The 18,224-nt window shown below is 63.4% G+C and carries 16 protein-coding genes and 1 pseudogene; 7 read left to right on the top strand and 10 right to left on the bottom strand.

All coding sequences use genetic code 11. The features are described from left to right. From B2V21_RS02720 to B2V21_RS02710, 3 genes are all read right to left on the bottom strand, one after another. Window positions 1-2,085, bottom strand: a 2,085-nt coding sequence (locus B2V21_RS02720) for an ABC transporter permease subunit (protein WP_286915965.1), incomplete at its 3' end; no start/stop codon positions are given. A gap of 209 nt (window positions 2,086-2,294) precedes the next feature. Further along, window positions 2,295-3,293, bottom strand: a complete 999-nt coding sequence (locus B2V21_RS02715; protein WP_049860390.1) for a phosphate ABC transporter substrate-binding protein PstS family protein — start codon at window positions 3,291-3,293, stop codon at window positions 2,295-2,297. 159 nt (window positions 3,294-3,452) lie between these two features. Beyond that, window positions 3,453-4,742 (bottom strand): MFS transporter, encoded by a 1,290-nt coding sequence (locus B2V21_RS02710; protein ID WP_286915963.1) that lies wholly within the window; start codon window positions 4,740-4,742, stop codon window positions 3,453-3,455. A 324-nt stretch (window positions 4,743-5,066) separates the two neighbouring features. Here B2V21_RS02710 and B2V21_RS02705 point away from each other — a divergent pair, with 324 nt between their 5' ends. Together B2V21_RS02705 and B2V21_RS02700 are read left to right on the top strand one after the other, a co-directional pair. Beyond that, window positions 5,067-5,468, top strand: a complete 402-nt coding sequence (locus tag B2V21_RS02705; RefSeq protein ID WP_043192132.1) for an acyl-CoA thioesterase — start codon at window positions 5,067-5,069, stop codon at window positions 5,466-5,468. A 51-nt stretch (window positions 5,469-5,519) separates the two neighbouring features. Beyond that, on the top strand, window positions 5,520-6,422 hold the full coding sequence (locus B2V21_RS02700) for a D-hexose-6-phosphate mutarotase (RefSeq protein WP_286915962.1): 903 nt from the start codon (window positions 5,520-5,522) through the stop codon (window positions 6,420-6,422). Window positions 6,423-6,554: 132 nt separating this feature from the next. Here B2V21_RS02700 and B2V21_RS02695 read toward each other — a convergent pair whose 3' ends face one another. The 5 genes from B2V21_RS02695 to B2V21_RS02675 all read right to left on the bottom strand — a co-directional run bounded on the left by B2V21_RS02695 (window position 6,555) and on the right by B2V21_RS02675 (window position 10,328). After that, complete coding sequence (locus tag B2V21_RS02695; protein ID WP_049860393.1) at window positions 6,555-7,088, bottom strand: DUF3299 domain-containing protein; 534 nt, start codon at window positions 7,086-7,088, stop codon at window positions 6,555-6,557. Window positions 7,089-7,228: 140 nt separating this feature from the next. After that, window positions 7,229-7,477, bottom strand: coding sequence for a GlsB/YeaQ/YmgE family stress response membrane protein (locus tag B2V21_RS02690; protein ID WP_049860394.1), 249 nt, complete (start codon window positions 7,475-7,477; stop codon window positions 7,229-7,231). 93 nt (window positions 7,478-7,570) lie between these two features. After that, entirely contained in the window at window positions 7,571-8,602 is a 1,032-nt protein-coding gene (locus B2V21_RS02685) for a 5-(carboxyamino)imidazole ribonucleotide synthase (RefSeq protein ID WP_286915961.1), read from the bottom strand. Window positions 8,603-8,613: 11 nt separating this feature from the next. Continuing rightward, window positions 8,614-9,105, bottom strand: coding sequence for a 5-(carboxyamino)imidazole ribonucleotide mutase (purE, locus tag B2V21_RS02680; RefSeq protein ID WP_056844811.1), 492 nt, complete (start codon window positions 9,103-9,105; stop codon window positions 8,614-8,616). Window positions 9,106-9,419: 314 nt separating this feature from the next. Further along, a complete protein-coding gene (locus B2V21_RS02675) occupies window positions 9,420-10,328 on the bottom strand; it encodes a LysR substrate-binding domain-containing protein (protein ID WP_286915960.1) in 909 nt (302 codons plus the stop codon). A gap of 259 nt (window positions 10,329-10,587) precedes the next feature. Here B2V21_RS02675 and B2V21_RS02670 point away from each other — a divergent pair, with 259 nt between their 5' ends. The 3 genes and pseudogenes from B2V21_RS02670 (at window position 10,588) to B2V21_RS02660 (ending at window position 14,679) form a co-directional block, all read left to right on the top strand. Continuing rightward, window positions 10,588-12,012 carry an aspartate ammonia-lyase gene (locus B2V21_RS02670; RefSeq protein ID WP_090361541.1) on the top strand — a complete coding sequence of 475 codons (1,425 nt, stop codon included), beginning with the start codon at window positions 10,588-10,590 and terminating at the stop codon, window positions 12,010-12,012. Between the two features lie 213 nt (window positions 12,013-12,225). After that, window positions 12,226-13,684, top strand: a pseudogene (locus B2V21_RS02665) (alanine/glycine:cation symporter family protein). Next, window positions 13,681-14,679: an asparaginase gene (locus B2V21_RS02660; RefSeq protein ID WP_286915958.1), complete on the top strand. Its 999-nt coding sequence runs from the start codon at window positions 13,681-13,683 to the stop codon at window positions 14,677-14,679. The pseudogene B2V21_RS02665 and the gene B2V21_RS02660 overlap by 4 nt, the downstream one beginning before the upstream one ends. Window positions 14,680-14,882: 203 nt before the next feature. Here B2V21_RS02660 and B2V21_RS02655 read toward each other — a convergent pair whose 3' ends face one another. Beyond that, a complete protein-coding gene (locus tag B2V21_RS02655; RefSeq protein WP_286915957.1) occupies window positions 14,883-16,094 on the bottom strand; it encodes a YeeE/YedE family protein in 1,212 nt (403 codons plus the stop codon). Window positions 16,095-16,437: 343 nt separating this feature from the next. Here B2V21_RS02655 and B2V21_RS02650 point away from each other — a divergent pair, with 343 nt between their 5' ends. Both B2V21_RS02650 and B2V21_RS02645 read left to right on the top strand, forming a co-directional pair. Next, window positions 16,438-16,884 carry a GNAT family N-acetyltransferase gene (locus B2V21_RS02650; RefSeq protein ID WP_122743028.1) on the top strand — a complete coding sequence of 149 codons (447 nt, stop codon included), beginning with the start codon at window positions 16,438-16,440 and terminating at the stop codon, window positions 16,882-16,884. An 8-nt stretch (window positions 16,885-16,892) separates the two neighbouring features. Next, window positions 16,893-17,570, top strand: coding sequence for a GNAT family N-acetyltransferase (locus tag B2V21_RS02645; protein WP_286915956.1), 678 nt, complete (start codon window positions 16,893-16,895; stop codon window positions 17,568-17,570). A 67-nt stretch (window positions 17,571-17,637) separates the two neighbouring features. Here B2V21_RS02645 and B2V21_RS02640 read toward each other — a convergent pair. After that, the coding region (locus B2V21_RS02640; RefSeq protein WP_286915955.1) for a biotin/lipoyl-containing protein at window positions 17,638-18,224 on the bottom strand (587 nt) is incomplete at its 5' end.

Genomic DNA, 18,224 nt, shown 5'->3' with positions numbered 1-18,224 from the left:
CGGCGTGTTGCCGGTGGCCATCAGCACGATCATGGTTTCGCCCACGGCCCGGCCCATGCCGATCATCAACGCCGAGAAGATGCCCGGGCTGGCGGTCAGGATCACCACGCGCGTCAATGTCTGCCACGGCGTGGCGCCCAGCGCCAGCGAGCCCAGGGTCAAGCCGCGCGGCACGCTGAACACGGCGTCCTCGGCAATCGAATAGATGTTGGGAATGACCGCGAAACCCATGGCCAGGCCCACTACCAGCGCGTTGCGCTGATCGTAGGTGATGCCCAGGTCATTGCTGATCCACAGGCGCATGTCGCCGCCGAACCACCAGGTTTCCAGGAACGGGCTCATGTACAGCGCGAACCAGCCCACCAGCAGGATCACCGGGATCAAGATCGCACTTTCCCAACCATCCGGAATACGCAGGCGAATCGATTCGGGCAGACGACTGACCAGAAAGCCTGCACTCAGGATGCCCAGCGGTGTGAGCAGAAGCAGGCTGAAGATACCCGGCAGATGGCCTTCCACATAGGGTGCCAGAAACAGGCCGGCGAAGAAGCCGAGGATCACCGTGGGCATGGCTTCCATCAGCTCGATGACTGGCTTGACCTTGCGACGCATGCCCGGAGCCATGAAGTAGGCGGTGTAGATCGCGGCGGCGATGGCCAGTGGCGCGGCGAGCAGCATCGCGTAGAACGCGGCCTTCAAGGTACCGAAGGTCAACGGCGCCAGGCTCATCTTGGGCTCGAAATCGGTGTTGGCCGCCGTCGACTGCCAGACGTAGGCGGGCTTGTCGTAGTTCTCGTACCAGACCTTGCTCCACATCGAGCTCCACGACACTTCCGGATGCGGGTTGTGCAGGCTCAACGGCTGCAATGCGCCGTTGGCTTCGACCATGAGCCTGTTGGCCCGTGGCGACAAGGCGTAGATACCGGGACCGTCGACCACCTGCTCGACCAGCAGCGTACGGTGGGCGGTGCTGTGGAAAACGCCCAGCTGGCCCGAAGCGTCCAGGGCGGTAAAGCCCTTGCGACGCTGTTCGGAGCTGATCTGCACGATCGGCGAGTGGCCCATCTGGAACGTACGGATCTGCTTGAGGCGCGGCTCGCCGTCCTCGTCGCGAGCCATGAACCATTGCGCCAGGCCGCCCTTGGAGTCGCCGATGATCAGCGAAATGCCGCCGACCAGTTGCGCGCTGGCGGTGATCTGGGTGTCGGCGTTCTCGCTGAGCTTGTAGCGGCCGTTCATGCTGCGGTCACGCAGGCTGAAGACATCCGCCTGGGCGCGTCCGTTGATCACGTACAGCCACTGCTGGCGCGGGTCGATGAAGATCGCCTTCACCGCCTGGTTCATCTGCGGCAGCTCGATGCGCTTCTGCTCGTTGGTGACCTCGCCGGTCATCATGCTTTCTTCGCGGGTGAGCTGCAGCACGTTGAGCTGGTCGCCGGTCGAGCCGGCCAGGATCAGGCTGGCGTCGCTGGCATTGAGACTGACCCGCTCCAGGGCGCGGCCCTGGGGGTCGAGCGCGATGGGGGCATCGCCATAGGGGTATTCGATCGCCGGTGTGATCGTCTTGTTGCCGCCCGGGTAGGTCACCCGGTAGGTGTGGCGAAACACCAGGGCCTGGCCGTTGGACAGGCCCAGTACCACCAACGGGGTACCGGGCTGGTCCTTGGCGCTGGCAGTCACGGTCACACCGGCTGGAATGGGTAACGATGTGCGCGACAGCTCTTCGCCCGTCTGGGCGTTGAAGAACAGCGCGACCCCCTGCTCCGAAACGCGCATGCCCGCCTCGTTCTGCTCCTCGAGCGCGTACACCAGCGGTTTACCGGCGTCCTGCAGCCAGGCCGGATGCAGTGTCGGCTCCACGGTCAGGTCGGCGCCCTTGAACAGCGGCACGACTACATAGGCGAGGAAGAAGAAGATCAGCGTGATCGCCGCCAGCACGGCCAAGCCACCCACCAGGACGTACCAACGCGTGAAGCGATCCTTGAGCGCACGAATGCGCCGCTTGCGTTGCATCTCGGGGGTGTTGAAATCGATGCGCTTGGGTGGAGAAGTCGGGGTCATCGGGGAATTGGCCAGATCGTTCATGCGCACACCCTAGCGATCCTGTATGACAGAAACATGACAATGAGGTGACGCGACAAAATCGCCGTCCGGCAAAGGGCCGTCGGCGAATAGATGTAGGTTAATCCCGTAGGAGCGGTCCGTGGCCGCGAAACGGTCACCGCGGTACATCAGGTTTCACGGCGGCGCGCTTTTCGCGGCCACAGACCGCTCCTACGAAGTCAGGGTGTCGTTCACTGCTTGGCGACGTCGGCCCCTTCCTTCAGGCCCAGGTCGGCCAATGCCTTGGCAGCGACCTTGGCGGGCAGGGGAATGTAGCCATCCTTGACCACGACTTCCTGGCCCTGCTTGGACAGCATCAGCTTGACGAACTCGGCCTCCAGCGGTGCCAGCGGCTTGTTCGGCGCCTTGTTCACGTACACATAGAGGAAGCGCGACAACGGGTACTTGCCGTTCAGGGCGTTCTCTTCGGTGTCTTCGATGAACTCGCTGCTGCCCTTCTTGGCCAGCGGCACGGTCTTCACGCTGGCTGTCTTGTAGCCGATGCCCGAGTAACCGATGCCGTTCAGCGAGCTGCTGATCGACTGCACCACCGAAGCCGAGCCTGGCTGTTCGTTCACGTTGGGCTTGTAGTCACCCTTGCACAGGGCTTCTTCCTTGAAGTAGCCATAGGTGCCGGACACCGAGTTGCGACCGAACAGCTGCACCGGCTTGTTGGCCAGGTCGCCGGTCACGCCCAGGTCGCCCCAGGTCTTCACATCGGCCTTGGCACCGCACAGGCGGGTGGACGAGAACACGGCGTCGACCTGCTCCATGGTCAGGTGCTGGATCGGGTTGTCCTTGTGCACGAACACGGCCAGGGCGTCGACGGCCACGGGAATGGCGGTAGGCTTGTAGCCGTATTTCTGTTCGAAGGCCGCCATTTCGGTGTCCTTCATCTTGCGGCTCATCGGACCCAGGTTGGCGGTGCCCTCGATCAGTGCCGTGGGCGCCGTGGCCGAACCGGCCGCCTGGATCTGGATGTTGACGTTGGGGTATTCCTTCTTGTAGTTCTCGGCCCACAAGGTCATCAGGTTGGCCAGGGTATCGGAGCCGACACTGGACAGGTTGCCCGACACGCCGGTGGTCTTGACGTAGGCAGGGATGGAAGGGTCGACGGCGGCTACCGCATTGGCCGTGGCAACACCAGCAGCGACAAAGGTCATGGCGGCCATCAAACGCGTGAGTTTCATGCCTTGCTCCTAGCAAATCCAGAAAAGGGTGTTGAATCGGCGCTCAGTATCGGTGGGCCGTGCGAACACTCTATGAAAGGATTGTGACAGTAGGATGAATGGCCATCATCCCCGGCGGGACCCGTTCGCCGGTAGAACCGGCGAACGAGGCCGTCGGAATCAGCGCTTCTTGGCCATCAGGTAAAGCCCGCACACGAAGCCGATCACGCAGATCGCCGCCACATAGTAGGCCGGACCCATGGGGTTGGACTTCATCAGCAGAGTGACCGCCATCGGCGTCAGGCCACCGAAGATGGCATAGGCCACGTTGTACGAGAACGACAGGCCGGAGAACCGCACCACGGCCGGGAAGGCCTTGACCATCACGTACGGCACCGCGCCGATCACGCCCACGCACAGGCCCGTCACCGCATACAGCGGGAACAGCCAATCGGGGTGATCGTGCAGGCTGTGGAACAGGGTCCACGAGGTGGCCAGAAGCGCCAGGCTGCCGAACACGAACACCTTGCCGGCGCCGAAGCGGTCGGCCAGCGCGCCCGAGCCGATGCAGCCCAGACTGAGGAACACGATCGCCAGGCTGTTGGCCTGCAGCGACTGCTTGGGGGTGAACCCGTAGAGGGTCTGCAGGATGGTCGGGGTCATCAGGATGACCACGATGATCCCCGCCGACAGCAACCAGGTCAGCAGCATGGAGATGGCCACCGCCCCGCGATGGTCGCGCAGCACCGTGCGCAGCGGCACTTCGGCGGCCAGTGCCTTGCGTTGCTGCAGCTCGGCGAAGACCGGAGTTTCATGCAGCCAGCGACGCAGGTACACCGACGCCAGACCGAATACACCGCCAATCAGGAACGGGATCCGCCAGGCGTAATCCGACACCTCGGCCGGGGTATAGATGCTGTTGATGGCCGTGGCCATCAGCGACCCCAGCAGGATCCCGCTGGTCAGGCCGCAGGTCAGCGTGCCGCAGGCATAGCCGACGTTGCGCCTCGGCACGTGCTCGGAGACGAACACCCAGGCGCCGGGCACTTCACCGCCGATGGCCGCCCCTTGGATCACGCGCATCAGCAACAGCAGGATCGGCGCGAAGATGCCGATCTGCGCGTACGTCGGCAGCAGACCCATGATCAGGGTCGGCACGGCCATCATGAAGATGCTCAAGGTAAACATCTTCTTGCGCCCTAGCAGGTCGCCGAAGTGCGCCATGATGATGCCGCCCAGCGGACGCGCCAGGTAACCGGCGGCGAAGATGCCGAAGGTCTGCATCAGCCGCAGCCACTCGGGCATGTCGGCGGGGAAGAACAACTTGCCCACCACGGCGGCGAAGAATACGAAGATAATGAAGTCATAGAACTCAAGTGCACCGCCCAGGGCGGACAACGAAAGTGTCTTGTAATCACTGCGGGTCAGCGGACGCGAAGGCGGAGCGATACTCGAAGGCGCGGCGGTCATTTGATGTTCTCTTATATACAAATCCACAGCTTTGTTGCTGTTTAGGGTTTGGCAGTGCAAGCACGATAGCAAATTGCTAGAAAAAGCACATGGCCTGTATTGGCAAACGCAGTAATTGAACAGCGAACGGTCGTTATAGCGGTTCTGCGCCTATATACTGGGCGTTATTGAAGGGTTTTGTGCGAAAACGCAGCTAGCGTTGTAGCCGATTTCGCAGAGGTACCCTGTGTGCGCCAGTTGAAAGAAAAGCCGTGTAGGCTTTTGTCATTGGCGACGATCGATGCGCCACTCCAATAAAGCGTCACGGGTCAGAGGCCCCCCGGCATGATTGAACTCGAACAAGAAGATCCCATTCCCCAAGGCGACCTGGCCTTGCAGATCACCGCGCTGCCGCGCGAAACCAACGGCTTCGGCGATATTTTCGGCGGCTGGCTGGTTGCCCAGATGGACCTGGCCGGCACGGCCATGGCCAGCAAGGTCGCCGGAGGGCGCGTGGCGACGGTGGCCATCGATCGCATGGCCTTCCTGGTCCCGGTCGCCGTCGGTGCGCAGTTGTCCTTCTACACCCAGACCCTGGAGATCGGCCGCAGCTCGATCCAGATGATGGTCGAAGTGTGGAGCGACGATCCGCTGTCCAGCGAATGGCGCAAGGTCACCGAGGCCGTGTTCGTGTTCGTCGCCATCGACGGCAGCGGTCGCACCCGCGCGGTACCGCCCCGGCGCTGATGGTCCCCCAGCGCGTCACCCGACTTTTTGAACCCATAGCGAGAACTCTACATGTCTGAGCCGCAGGTCGAATCGGTCAAGCTCGATGAACTCAATTGCTGGCGCATCAGCACCGATCAGGCCGAGCTGCTGATCGCGCAGCAAGGCGCCCAGGTGATCAGCTACCAGCGCCACGGCCAGCAGCCGCTGATCTGGCCCAACCCCGCTGCCTTCTACAAATCGGGCAAGGCCGTTCGCACCGGCGTGCCGGTGTGCTGGCCGTGGTTCGGCAATCTGGCCCGCAACCCCGAGTCGGTGCAGGCCATGCGTACCGCCATCGACGAAGCGCCCGCTCACGGCTTGGTGCGGACGGTGGACTGGGAGCTGCTGGGCATCGACCGGCTCGAATCGGGCATCAAGGTCGAATTGAGCGTACCGCAGGCCGCTCGCGGCGAACTGCCGGGATGGCCGCACAAGGTCGAGGTCAAGCTGTGCGTGGTGCTCGGCGAGACCCTGGAGATCACCTTGCACAGCCGCAATCTGGACGACCATCCAGTGACCCTGAGTCAGGCGCTGCACAGTTACTTCGCCGTCAGTGACGTGCGCCAGGCCACGGTCGAGTGCCTGGGCGGCTTGACCTACATCGAAACCCTGGACGATTGGCAGCCTCGCCAGCAGGCCGGCGTGCTCGGTTTTGCCGGCGAGACCGACCGGATTTACCTGAACACTCCGGCGCAGCTGAGTTTCGTCGACCCGGGCTGGCAGCGTCGGGTAACCCTCGCCTCCACCGGCTCGCGCAGCGCAGTGGTGTGGAACCCATGGACCGCACGGGCCGCAGCCTTGCCGGACATGGCCGACGACGGCTGGCAGGGCATGCTGTGCATCGAGACGGCGAACGTCTGGGACGACGTGGCCACACTGGCGCCAGGCGCGGCCTGTGCCATGGGTGTGAGGTTTACTGCTTCACAGCTGTGATTTGTGCAGGCAGGTCTGGCCTCTTCGCGGGTAGAACCCGCTCCCACATGGACGCTGTATGCCCCACTGTGGGAGCGGGGCGGGCGGCGAGCCCTCTGCCCGCGAAGAGGCCAGACCTGCAACCTCACAAACTCACAAATCCGACTCCTTCACCACCCTCACCTTCTGCGCATCCAGCGCATAGGCCGCATCGGCCAGGTCATTGCTGACCTTCTCTACCTTGACCTTGCCCGTCACCCACAACGGCGTGTAGATATCGGCCAGTTTCAAGCCCTTGGGGTAGCGCACCAGGATCAGCTGGTTCGGCGGCGGTGGCGGCACGTGGATGCAGGCACCCGGATACGGCACCAGGAAGAACAGCGTGCTGTTGCCCTTGGCATCGCTTTCCAGCGGAACGGGGTAGCCGCCGATGCGGATGTCCTTGCCGTTCATGGCCGCCACCGTCTTGGTGGAATACATCACGGCGGGCAGACCCTTGGCCTGCTTCATGCCGCCTTTTTCGGTGAACGTACCCTGAGCTTCGGGCGAGTCGTGGTCGATTTCGGGCATCCGCTCCAACGCCTCCTGATCGGCCTTGGGCATCAGTTGCAACCAGTCGGTTTCCGGCAATTCAGCGTGCGCAGTGGCTGCAGCGAATACGAGACAGAGCAGGAGAAATCGGCGCATGGCAGGGCCCAGAATGGAAGGTCGGCCATTCTACCCACAGCCCGGATACGACGCAGCCCCCATCGAGGCGAACTCGAGGGGGGCTGCAATACCCGCGGCGTGATACCCGTGGCGTCGCCACAGGCATCGAACGCAGTGGATCAGCGCTTCTTGCTGATCATGCCGTAGATCACCAGCAGGATGATCGCACCGACCAGGGCGCCGAGGAAACCGGCACCTTCGCCAGCCTGGTAGATACCCAGGGCCTGACCACCGTAGGTCGCGGCCAGGGAGCCGGCGATACCCAGCAGAATGGTCATGATCCAACCCATGCTGTCATCGCCAGGCTTCAGAAAACGAGCCAGCAGACCAACGATCAAGCCGATGAAGATAGTCCCAATGATTCCCATGATGTTCCCTCTGATATGAACAGGCTTGATGCCAGGGCTCGATAGCGGCCTTGGCGTACAGCCATCAGAGGGTTGCGGGTCGGCAATGGTTCCTCAACCCGCGATCAGGGCCTGCACTTCGGCGATCTGGCGCTGCAACGTGGCGCGATCGGCACTGCGCACGGTGGCATGACCCACCTTGCGGCCGACCTTGAACGCCTTGCCGTAGTGGTGCAGATGGCAATCGTCGATGGCAGCCACCTGCGCTACCGCCGGGACCTCACCGATGAAGTTGAGCATGGCGCTCTCGCCGACCTTGGCAGTCGAGCCCAGGGGCAGACCGGCCACGGCCCGCAGGTGGTTCTCGAACTGGCTGCACTCGGCACCTTCGATGGTCCAGTGCCCGGAGTTGTGCACCCGTGGCGCGATTTCGTTGGCCTTGAGGCCGCCATCCACTTCGAAGAATTCGAAGGCCAGCACGCCGACGTAGTCGAGCTTCTCCAGCACCCGGCCAGCGTAATCTTCGGCCAGACCCTGCAGGGGGTGTGCGGTGCTGGCCACCGACAGGCGCAGGATGCCGGTCTCGTGGGTGTTGTGCACCAGGGGGTAGAAGCGGGTCTCGCCATCACGGGCACGCACGGCGATCAGCGACACTTCGCCGGTGAAGGGTACGAAGCCTTCGAGCAGGCACGGCACGCTGCCCAGCTCGGCGAANNAGCCCAGGGTGCGGGTCTTGAGGACGGCAGGCAGGCCGATGCTGGCCACCGCAGCGTCCAGATCGGCTTGGGACTGGATGTCGGCGAACGTCGGCGTGGGAACGCCCAGGTCCTTGAACATGCTCTTCTCGAACCAGCGATCGCGCGCGATGCGCAGCGCGTCGGCACTGGGGTACACCGGGACGAACTGCGACAGGAAGGCCACCGTCTCGGCGGGCACGCTCTCGAACTCGAAGGTGACCAGGTCAACCTCGTCCGCCAACTGGCGCAGATGATCCTGGTCGCCGTAGTCGGCCCGCAGATGCTCGCCCAGAGGCGCGGCACAGGCATCGGGGGCCGGGTCCAGAAAAGCGAAATTCATCCCCAGGGGGGTGCCGGCCAGGGCCAGCATGCGGCCCAGCTGGCCGCCACCGATTACACCGATCTTCATATCAAAGAACCTCAGGCCTGACGCGGGTCGGGATTGTCCAGAACGTTGTCTGTCTGCTCGGCGCGGAACGTCTTCAGCGCAGCGTGGAACTGCGGGTGCTTGGCGCCCAGGATACTGGCCGACAGCAGCGCGGCGTTGATCGCGCCGGCCTTGCCGATGGCCAGTGTCGCCACCGGAATGCCGGCTGGCATCTGCACGATGGACAGCAGCGAGTCGACGCCCGAGAGCATGGACGACTGCACCGGCACGCCCAGCACCGGCAGATGCGTCTTGGCCGCGCACATGCCAGGCAGATGCGCCGCGCCACCGGCGCCGGCGATGATCACCTCGATACCGCGGCCTTCGGCCTCGTCGGCATACTGGAACAGCAGGTCCGGGGTGCGGTGGGCGGAAACCACCTTGACCTCGAAAGGAATACCGAGCTTTTCCAGCATATCGGCGGTGTGGCTAAGGGTGGACCAATCGGACTTGGAGCCCATGATCACGCCAACCAATGCACTCATCGTCGAGCCTCTTCTCTTGGGCGCCCGCGGGCGCGTCAAAAAACAACAAGCCACGCAGGAAGACCGGCGTGGCTTGTTATACGAATAATGGCCGGAACAGACCGGCCGAAGGCCGCGCAGTATACCGTAAGAATGAAGATTTATTGCAGCCATCTTGACCGGTCGTCAAATGGCTGCGGAGCACGGTTTTATTGACTTTCCGGTCAGTGAAATCGGCGGTGAATGCTTCGCGGCCACTGGCCGCTCCTACAGGAATCGCGATGGCTTTTCGTAGGAGCGGCCAGTGGCCGCGATGGCAGCACCGCCGACTCGAGTCAGGCACTGCCCGCCGCCGCACCCTCCAACCGCTTCCACAGCAGCCGGACATTGGCCTTGCGTACCAGCGCGCAGCGATACGCGCGGATCTCCAGCGGTACATGCCATTGCGGCCCGCCACACACCACCAGCTCGCCGCGAGCCAGCTCGGCGCGCACGCTCAGGCGTGGCACCCAGGCGATCCCCAGCCCCTCCAGGGCCATGCTTTTCAGGCTGTCGGCCATGGCGGTCTCGTACACCGTGGTGTAGCGCAGGCTGCGCTGGCGCAGCAGCAGATTCACCGAACGCCCAAGAAACGCCCCCGCGGTATAGGCCAGCAGCGGGATGCTGCCCTCGCCTTCCAGGTCGAACAAGGGTTGGCCCTGGGCGTCGCTGGCGCAGATGGGCAGCATCTCGGTGGTGCCTAGGTGCAGCGACGGAAATATCTCCGGGTCCATCTGCATGGCCGAATCGGGATCGTAGAAGGCCAGCATCAGATCGCAGCCGCCCTCGCGCAGCGCATGCACCGCATCACCGACGTTGGTGGCAATCAGGCGTGTGGCGATGGGCATACCTTCGTTGCGCAGCTTGGCGATCCAGCCGGGAAAGAAACCCAAGGCGAGCGAATGCGCTGCGGCCACCTGCATCACTTCGCCCTGCCCGCCTTCCAGGTGATGCAGATGACGCAGCACCTCACCCAGTTGATCGACCACCGTGCGCGCCGTGACCAGAAACAGCTGACCGGCCTCGGTCAACTCGATCGGCGTGCGCGAGCGGTTCACCAGGGTCAGGCCCAGCGCCGCCTCCAGGCTGCGGATGCGGCGGCTGAACGCTGGCTGGGTAACGAAGCGGCGCTCGGCCGCCTGCGAAAAGCTGCGAGTGGCCGCCAGGGCGCTGAAGTCTTCCAGCCATTTGCTTTCCAGGTTCATGTCGGTTCTCGTTTCATGGATTCACCCGCGTGCAACGGCCTGACGTGCCCACGCGATCCCTTGTAGCAGCGGCGCGAGTCGCGTCAGCGGACAACACCGGGAGCACTGGAATACGCCGGATCGCCCTGGCACGTCACATGGGTCATTATGCCGATTCTGCATACCCCAGCAAGCATCAGCATTAGCCGGAAATTCCTTGCAGGCCTAGGATTGCCAGCATTCCGGTGGTTACCGGGCCCCTACAGAGACCTTCTCTATCATGTCCTCCGCTGCATCACTGCGCACTGAAAAAGACCTGCTCGGCGTTCTCGAAGTCCCGGCTGAAGCCTACTACGGCATTCAGACCCTGCGTGCCGTGCACAACTTCCGCCTCTCCGGCGTGCCGTTGTCGCACTACCCCAAGCTCGTCGTGGCCCTGGCCATGGTCAAGCAGGCGGCCGCCGATGCCAACCACCAGCTGGGTCATCTCAACAGCGCCAAGCATGCGGCAATCAGTGAAGCGTGCGCCCGTCTGGTGCGCGGTGATTTCCACGATCAGTTCGTGGTCGACATGATCCAGGGTGGCGCCGGTACGTCCACCAACATGAATGCCAACGAGGTGATCGCCAACATCGCCCTGGAAGCCATGGGTCATCAGAAAGGCGAGTACCAGTACCTGCACCCCAACAACGACGTGAACATGGCGCAGTCGACTAACGACGCCTACCCGACCGCCATCCGCCTGGGTCTGCTGCTGGGCCACGACGCCCTGCTGGCCAGCCTCGACAGCCTCATCCAGGCGTTCGCCGCCAAGGGCGTGGAGTTCGCCCACGTCCTGAAGATGGGCCGTACCCAGCTGCAGGACGCCGTACCCATGACCCTGGGCCAGGAATTCAAGGCCTTCGCCACCACGCTGACCGAAGACCTCAATCGCCTGCGCAGCCTGGCGCCGGAACTGTTGACCGAAGTGAACCTGGGCGGCACCGCCATCGGTACCGGCATCAACGCCGACCCGGGCTATCAGGCTCTGGCCGTATCGCGCCTGGCCACCATCAGCGGCCAGCCGCTGGTGCCTGCCGCCGACCTGATCGAAGCGACCTCCGACATGGGTGCCTTCGTGCTGTTCTCCGGTATGCTCAAGCGCACTGCGGTGAAACTGTCGAAGATCTGCAACGACCTGCGCCTGCTGTCCAGCGGCCCACGCACCGGCATCAACGAAATCAACCTGCCGGCGCGCCAGCCAGGCAGCTCGATCATGCCGGGCAAGGTCAATCCGGTGATTCCCGAGGCCGTCAACATGTGCGCCTTCGAGATCATGGGCAACGACCTGGCCCTGACCATCGCCGCCGAGGGCGGTCAGTTGCAGCTCAACGTCATGGAGCCATTGATCGCCTACAAGATCTTCGACTCCATCCGCCTGCTGCAGCGGGCCATGGACATGCTGCGCGAACACTGCATCGTCGGCATCACCGCCAACGAACAGCGCTGCCGCGAGCTGGTGGAACACTCCATCGGCTTGGTCACGGCGCTGAACCCCTACATCGGTTACGAAAACGCCACCCGCATCGCCCGCGTCGCCCTGCAGACAGGCCGCGGCGTGCTGGAACTGGTACGTGAGGAAGGCCTGCTCGATGACACCATGCTGGCCGACATCCTGCGCCCGGAAAACATGATCGCGCCGCGCCTCGTGCCCCTGAAGGCCTGAGCCGGCCGTACGCTCACCAGGTCGAGGGACTAGACACCTCTCACCTTTTGAGGGCTCCGAGAGCAATTTCGGAGCCCTTTTTTTGTGCCGCTGTAACGCCCTGGGTCAGACATCCCACAAGATGAATATGCCCAGTCCTATGCACCAAAAAGCTGCGCGGGCTTACACCTATGGGTATAGTGCCGCCCTTTTGAACTTGACGAGGTAACCCCCATGCTTGAAGTCATCAACGACTTCCTCTCGGGAAAAGTCCTGATCGTGCTTATCGTCGGCCTCGGTGGCTATTTCACCGTGCGCTCGCGCTTCGTCCAATTGCGCCACTTCCTGCACATGTTCAGTGTGTTCCGCGACAGCCTGCGCAACAGTTCAGACCAGCTCAGCTCGTTCCAGGCGCTGATGCTCAGCCTGGCCGGTCGAGTCGGCGCCGGTAACATCGCAGGCGTCGGCATTGCCGTGACCCTGGGTGGCCCGGGCGCGGTATTCTGGATGTGGGTCACCGCCCTGGTGGGCATGGCCAGCAGCTTCTTCGAATGTACCCTGGCGCAGGCCTACAAGCGCTGCGACCCCGACGGTCAATACCGTGGCGGGCCTTCGTTCTACATCCAGCATGGCCTGGGCAAGCGCTGGCTGGGCATGGTCATGGCGGTGTTGCTGCTGGTGACTTTCGGTTTTGCCTTCAACGGCCTGCAATCGCACGCCGTCACCAGTTCGCTGAACGATGCCTTCGGCCTGTCCACCACCTGGACCGGTGTCGGCCTGGCCGTGCTGCTGGGCCTGGTGTTCTTCGGCGGGATCAAGCGGATCGCGGCGGTCGCCGACCTGCTGGTACCGGTCAAGACCTTGGCTTACATCGCCGTCAGCCTGTATGTCATCGTCCTGCAGTTCGACCAGGTTCCGGAAATGCTCGCCACCATCGTGCGCAGCGCCTTCGGCCTGGACCCGGTGTTCGGCGGCCTGCTCGGCAGCGCCATCGTCATGGGTGTGAAACGCGGCGTGTTCGCCAACGAAGCGGGCCTGGGCAGTGCGCCCAACGTGGCCGCCGTGGCGCAGGTCGAGCACCCGGTCGCCCAAGGCGTGGTGCAGGCGTTCAGCGTCTTCCTCGACACCTTCGTGATCTGCACCTGTACCGCGCTGGTGATTCTGCTGTCGGGTTTCTACACGCCGGGCTTCGAAGGCGATGGCATTGCCCTGACCCAGAATTCGCTGGCCAACGTGGTGGGTGAATGGGGCCGGGTGTTCATCAGTGTCGCCTTGTCGCTGTTCGTGTTCACTTCGATCCTCTACAACTACTATCTGGGTGAGAACAGCCTGCGCTTCCTCATCGGCGACAACCGCAAGGCCGTGCTGGTGTACCGCGCGATCGTGCTGTTGCTGATCTTCTGGGGAGCTATCGAAAACCTGGAGACGGTGTTTGCCTTCGCCGACATCACCATGACCCTGCTGGCCTTCGTCAACCTGATCGCCCTGGCGATGCTGTTCAAGATCGGTCTGCGCCTGTTGCGCGACTATGATGCGCAGCGAAGTGCCGGGATCAAGGTACCGGTGTTCGATGCCCGGCAGTTCGCCGATCTCGACCTGGACCCCAAGGCCTGGCCGGTGCCGAACCCTTCGGCCGCCAGCGAGAAGGGCCAGGCCGCCCAGCCCGTCCAGCGTTAAGGAGCCATCGGCATGAGCATCGCATCCCCTGCCCGTCATGTACGGGTGCTGTACACCGGCGGGACCATCGGCATGCAGGCCAGCGCCAACGGCCTGGCTCCGGCTTCCGGCTTCGAAGCGCGCATGCGTGAACAGCTTGGCGCCCAGCCTGATCTGGTGGTGCCGAAATGGAGCTTCGAAGAGCTGCTGCCGCTGATCGACAGCGCCAACATGACGCCGGCCTACTGGCAGCGTCTGCGCCAGGCCGTGGTGCAAGCGGTGGATGGACAGGGTTGCGATGCCGTATTGATTCTGCATGGCACCGACACATTGGCGTACAGCGCGGCAGCGATGAGTTTCCAGCTGCTGGGGCTCAAGGCACCGGTGCTGTTCACCGGGTCCATGCTGCCGGCCGGGGTGGCGAACAGCGATGCGTGGGAGAACGTCAACGGCGCCCTGGGTGACCTCGCCCGCGGCCTGGAGGCCGGTGTTCACCTGCATTTCCACGGCGCATTACTGCCGCCGACGCGCTGCGCAAAGGTGCGCAGCTCGGGGCGCAATCCGTTTGCCGCTCTGCGCCGCACCGGTGGCGCAGCCAGGGCTGCGTCGTTGCCCGAGGCGCTGGATTACCGCCAGCCACGCCAGCCAGCCAACATCGGCGTGGTGCCGCTGTATCCCGGCCTGGGCGTGCCGCTGTTGCAGGCCGTTCTGGACAGTGGGGTCCAGGCGTTGCTGCTCGAATGCTATGGCAGCGGCACCGGGCCGTCCGACAATGCGTCGTTCCTGGACACGCTGCAAGCGGCCCACAAGCGCGGCATCGTGGTGGTGGCGCTGACCCAATGCCAGGAAGGCGGGGTCGAACTGGACGTGTATGAAGCCGGTAGCCGTCTGCGCGATGCAGGCGTGCTCTCCGGCGGCGGCATGACCCGCGAGACGGCCCTGGGCAAGCTGCACGCATTGCTTGGTGCAGGCCTGCCGGTGGAAGAAGTCCGCCGCCTGGTAGAACTCGACCTGTGCGGCGAACTGGCCTGATAAAAACCGCAGCGCGTCCTTCGCGCTTCTTCAAGGGTTGCGCACATCCCGTAGGAGCGGTCATCGGCCGCGAAACAGGCGCTGCGGTGCGTCAGACAAACTGCGGCGCGCCCTTCGCGGCCACGGACCGCTCCTACGAAGCTTGCACGATCCCGTAGGAGCGGTCATTGGCTGCGAAGGACGTGCTGCGGTGCTGCTGTCACTCAGCAGCCAGTCAGCCTTTCCACCCGCGCTTCGCCGGGGAAGAACCATGGCCGCAAGCGAACGCCAGCGCTGTTGCCGATGAACGCGGCGACCAGCCATAGCCAGCCGTGCAGGCTACCGGATGCGATACCGCTGAAGTACGCGCCGATGTTGCAGCCATACGCCAGACGCGATCCATAGCCCAGCAGCAACCCGCCGATCACGGCAGCCACCAGTGACCTGCGCGGGATCTTCAGGCTCGGTGCGAAATGACCTGCCAGACCTGCCGCCAGCAACGCACCCAACACGATTCCGATGTCCATGACACTGGTGATGTCCTCCCACACCGGCGCGGCCAGCGCCTTGGCATTGGCCGCGGCCTGCCAGAACGCCCAGCTACCCACGTCGACCCCCAGCCCGCTGGCCACTTTTGCGCCCCACAAGGCGAACGCCGAGGTGATGCCCCATGGACGCCCGGCCAACGCCAGTGTCGCGAAGTTCAGCAACGCCAGCGCTACCGCACCCCACACCAGCGGCCACGGCCCGCGGATGAACCTGTTCGAACCGGGCTGTGCGCTGCTCTCGGGCGTTTCCAGCCCCCCATGCCGACGCCGCTCCAGGCTCACCGTGGCCAGTGCGATCACCGCGAACAAAGCCAAGCTCAACACCAGCGCCGGGATCACGCCGAGACTCTTGACGATCGAAATCGCCGGCAGCGAGGGCAGGGCGAACCACCAGTCCACATGGTGCGTGGCGATCAGCGAGCCGCAGATGAAGAACAGCAGCGTCACCAGCATGCGCGCGTTGCCACCACCGACAGTGAACAGCGTGCCCGACGCGCACCCGCCACCCAGCTGCATGCCGATACCGAAAATGAAGGCGCCGAAGACCACCGATACTCCGGCAGGCGCCACCAGCCCCACCACGGTCTGGCCAAACAGGCTGCCTGCGCCCAGTGCCGGGAAGAACAACAATACGGCCACTGCAAGCATGACCATTTGCGCCCGCAACCCTGCCCCGCGGCGATCACGGATGAACACCCGCCAGGCCGAGGTGAACCCGAACGCCGCGTGATAGAGCGTCAGGCCCAGGGCGGCTCCGACCACCCACAACAGTACTTGCCGAGTACCCACCACGGCCGCGAGAAACACCGCGCCGAGCACCAGCAGCGATACCGCCACCAACGGCGCGCCCAGGGCGCGTCGCGGGGCAACAGAAACAGTCGAGCTCATGGAAGCGTCCAGATAGGAAAAACAGTGGGGCAGTATAAAAGCTAATACACCGCCGTGCCGGCAAGCGCTGGCCGAAACCGACCGCTGCCGCACTTACCCTTTTGTGAACAACTTCACTGCAACGTTCTTCATGGGTGCCGGTCAGAAACTAGCCAATGATCGTACCGCAAGCCATTTTACTGTATGTAAAACCAGATGACTGGATTCATCTGTGGATAAGGCTGTGCATAAACAGGGGTATAACCCTGTGGATACCTGTGTGGATAATTTCCGAACGGGGCGATGGATGCGTTCATCGAGACGAACTGCCAAGATGACAGTCATCCACCACCGGAGCCCGAGCATGTCCGACCTTGCAATCCGTCCTGTCACTGCTGCCGACTATTCCACCTGGCTGAGCCTCTGGCAGGCCTATCAGCGTTTCTACAAGACCGACATTCCCGAAGCCGTGACCCAGGTCACCTGGCAGCGCATGCTCGATGAGGCCGAACCCATCAATGCCGCGCTCGCCTGGCGCGACGGCGTGGCTGTCGGTATGGTCCACTACATCTATCACCGCTCGTGCTGGACCATTGAAAATTCCTGCTATCTACAGGACCTGCTGGTGGACGATGCGGCACGCGGCGCAGGCGTGGGTCGCCAGTTGATCGAATACGTCTACGCCACCGCCAAGGCCGCCGGATGCGTCAAGGTGCATTGGTTGACTCATGAAACCAACGGCACTGCCATCGGCTTGTACCAGCGTGTCGCCGAACAACCCGGCTTCATTCAATTTCGCAAGACACTCTAGGAGCTGCCATGCCTACCTCCGCAATCGACTGGAAGCCTGTCAAGGCACCCGTGGCGACCACTATGAATGGCCGCTACATCCGCCTGGAGAAACTCGACCCCAAGCGCCATGGCGAAGACCTCTGGGAAGCCCTGCAAGGGCCGCAGTCCGACGCGCAGCTATGGGACTACCTGCCCTACGGCCCGTTCAACGACCTGGAACTGTTCTACATCTGGCTCGATGGCTATGCGATCAGCAATGACCCGCTCGGCTTCTGTGTGGTCGACCAGCACACCGGCAAGGCCGAGGGCATCCTCAGCCTGATGTCGATCGTACCGGCGCACGGGCGCCTGGAAGTCGGCCATGTCGCCTTCGCCGCCTCCATGCAGCGCACGCCCAAGGGCACCGAAGCCATCTACCTGGCGCTCAAGCTGGCCTTCAGCCAGGGTTATCGCCGGGTCGAATGGAAATGCGACAACGCCAACAAACGCTCGCGTCGCGCCGCCGAACGGGTCGGTTTCACACTGGAGGGCGTGTTCCGTCAGCACATGATGGTCAAGGGTCGCAACCGTGACACGGCGTACTTCTCCATCACCGACAGCGAATGGCCAGCGATCGAGGGCGCGTTCGAAGGGTGGCTGGAAGCGGACAACCAGCCGGCGTCGGGGCAAATGAAGTCGTTGGAGCAGTTTCGCGCAAGTGCGTAAAGCGCCTGTGGATAACTGAAAAAAAGGGGGCCACCCGGCCCCCAGAGGAAAACCTTGCAGCCCGAGGTCAGCCCTCGATCTCGATCAATATCTCGCCGGGGTTCACGCGGTCGCCTTTGGCCACATGGATGGCCACGACCTTGCCGGCCACACCGGCCTGAACCTCGGTCTCCATCTTCATCGCCTCGGTGATCAACACCGCCTGCCCGGCCTTGACCGCATCGCCCTGCTTGACCAGCACGTCGACGATGTTGCCGGGCATCGCAGTGCTGACATGGCCCGGTTCGCTGGCCTGCTTGCGCTTGCCGATACCGCCGCCGACGAACTCGTTCAGGGGTTCGAACACGACCTCTTCAGGCATGCCGTCGATGGACAGGTAGAAATGCCGCTTGCCTTCGGCCTTGACCCCGACGCCGGTGATGTCGACTCGATAGCTTTCGCCGTGCACATCGATGACGAACTCGGTAGGGACCCCTTCACCGCTGCGCGCAACCTGGGCACCTGCCTCGGGGATCGGCAGCAACACTTCAGGTACCAGCGTGCCGGCGGCACGCTCTTCGAGGAACTTGCGCCCGATGTCGGGGAACATCGCAAACGTCAGTACATCCTCCTCCGACTGGGCCAGCTCGCCGATGTCCTTGCGCAGCTTGTCCA

This window comes from Pseudomonas sp. UBA6276 (genome assembly GCF_002438365.1).
GTDB classification, from domain to species: Bacteria; Pseudomonadota; Gammaproteobacteria; order Pseudomonadales; family Pseudomonadaceae; genus Aquipseudomonas; species Aquipseudomonas coleopterorum.
The sequence above is the reverse complement of the archived record's forward strand: the minus strand, read 5'-3'. Positions and strand labels throughout refer to the sequence as shown.

Excerpts from the sequence above, each read along its gene's own strand:
- B2V21_RS02650 (WP_122743028.1), top strand. The coding sequence starts at position 16,438 with ATGTCCGACCTTGCAATCCGTCCTGTCACTGCTGCCGACTATTCCACC.
- B2V21_RS02670 (WP_090361541.1), top strand. The coding sequence starts at position 10,588 with ATGTCCTCCGCTGCATCACTGCGCACTGAAAAAGACCTGCTCGGCGTT.
- B2V21_RS02710 (WP_286915963.1), bottom strand. The coding sequence starts at position 4,742 with ATGACCGCCGCGCCTTCGAGTATCGCTCCGCCTTCGCGTCCGCTGACC.
- B2V21_RS02675 (WP_286915960.1), bottom strand. The coding sequence starts at position 10,328 with ATGAACCTGGAAAGCAAATGGCTGGAAGACTTCAGCGCCCTGGCGGCC.
- B2V21_RS02705 (WP_043192132.1), top strand. The coding sequence starts at position 5,067 with ATGATTGAACTCGAACAAGAAGATCCCATTCCCCAAGGCGACCTGGCC.
- B2V21_RS02690 (WP_049860394.1), bottom strand. The coding sequence starts at position 7,477 with ATGGGAATCATTGGGACTATCTTCATCGGCTTGATCGTTGGTCTGCTG.
- B2V21_RS02645 (WP_286915956.1), top strand. The coding sequence starts at position 16,893 with ATGCCTACCTCCGCAATCGACTGGAAGCCTGTCAAGGCACCCGTGGCG.
- B2V21_RS02715 (WP_049860390.1), bottom strand. The coding sequence starts at position 3,293 with ATGAAACTCACGCGTTTGATGGCCGCCATGACCTTTGTCGCTGCTGGT.
- purE (WP_056844811.1), bottom strand. The coding sequence starts at position 9,105 with ATGAGTGCATTGGTTGGCGTGATCATGGGCTCCAAGTCCGATTGGTCC.
- B2V21_RS02660 (WP_286915958.1), top strand. The coding sequence starts at position 13,681 with ATGAGCATCGCATCCCCTGCCCGTCATGTACGGGTGCTGTACACCGGC.
- B2V21_RS02655 (WP_286915957.1), bottom strand. The coding sequence starts at position 16,094 with ATGAGCTCGACTGTTTCTGTTGCCCCGCGACGCGCCCTGGGCGCGCCG.
- B2V21_RS02700 (WP_286915962.1), top strand. The coding sequence starts at position 5,520 with ATGTCTGAGCCGCAGGTCGAATCGGTCAAGCTCGATGAACTCAATTGC.
- B2V21_RS02695 (WP_049860393.1), bottom strand. The coding sequence starts at position 7,088 with ATGCGCCGATTTCTCCTGCTCTGTCTCGTATTCGCTGCAGCCACTGCG.